Origin of the sequence: Paraburkholderia panacisoli (genome assembly GCF_008369935.1) — a bacterium.
Taxonomy (GTDB): domain Bacteria; phylum Pseudomonadota; class Gammaproteobacteria; order Burkholderiales; family Burkholderiaceae; genus Paraburkholderia; species Paraburkholderia panacisoli.
The window spans coordinates 1-1,088 of sequence record NZ_VTUZ01000155.1 but is presented as its reverse complement, the minus strand read 5'-3'; the positions used below and the strand labels follow the sequence as shown (position 1 = coordinate 1,088).

The window sequence follows — 1,088 nt, the reverse complement described above, 5'->3', positions numbered from 1 at the left end:
GCGTTGAGATAGATGCTCTCGTCGTATCGCGTTCCGGTCTGCCAGCAGCGGTAGAGGATCCGTATCCACTTGAACGCCAATGCCCTGACGGCGGCCTGATACGAACTGCCCTTTGCTCGCTGTTGCCGGTAATAGGCGCCCGCCCAGAACGATTTGTTGATGGTCTGGCCCGCCCATTCGACGAAGGTCTGGCGCAGGAAGGTCGGGCATTGCCAGCGCCAGTGCACCCAGCACTTCTTGCCGCTGCGCTCGGTGACCGGCGCGATGCCGGAGTACTTCTGCAGTTCATCAGCGCCCTTGAAGCGCTCACGTTGCTCGCCGAATGCAGCCAGCAGGCGCGGCGTCAGATGCGGACCTGCTCCGGGCAAGCTGTCAAACAGGTCGAAGTCGGGCAGCGTGCGTGCGACTGCCGCGATTTCCCTGTCGAACACGTCGATCGCAGCCAGCGCTGTGCGCAGTTGCGCCACCAGCATTAGCGCGAGCAATCGGTGAGGTGCAACGATCCCGGGATCATCAGTGAGCGACACAGCGCAGCGGATCGACTCCAGACGTCCCTCAATCAGTTGGGCCCGGCGACAATTGTGCGCATGGAAGAACGTTTCAAGGGTCTTCCTGCTCGCGCGCCTGACTGCTGGCAGAGTTGGCCAGCGGGTCAGGAAATCACAAAACAGCACCGTGTCGATGTCGTCGAACCATTCCAGGGCTTGAGGATAATACTGCTTGAGTGCGTTGGTTAGCCGATTGGTGAACCGGGTCTTGTCGCCGACCAGTTCACGACGCTGTTCGATCAGGCTCAGCAAGGAACGCATGCCGACGCTCTGCGGCCTGAGCGGGCTGAACCGCTCAGGATGGCGCAGCAGCAGGTCGAGTGCCAGTTCGGCATCGGTGGGATCGTCCTTGGCCCGGCTCGGCTTGAATGCCTCACGGTACTTCGCGAGCATTGCAGGGTTGATCGGGAATAGAGTGACGAACACATGTTTCTGCAAAACAGAGACGATCGGCCCTGTGGCCAGCTCAAGCGCGACCGCGATCGGACCACCAAAGCGCTGGTGTAAAGCCTTTGCCCATTCATCAATGCGTGTAACCTG

Annotated in this window: 1 protein-coding gene; it reads right to left on the bottom strand. The window is 60.6% G+C overall.

Features of this window, described 5'->3' with window-relative positions; translation table 11 throughout:
- Positions 1 to 1,088: IS110 family transposase (locus tag FVF58_RS51110; RefSeq protein ID WP_149676997.1), on the bottom strand; the 1,088-nt coding region annotated here is incomplete at both ends.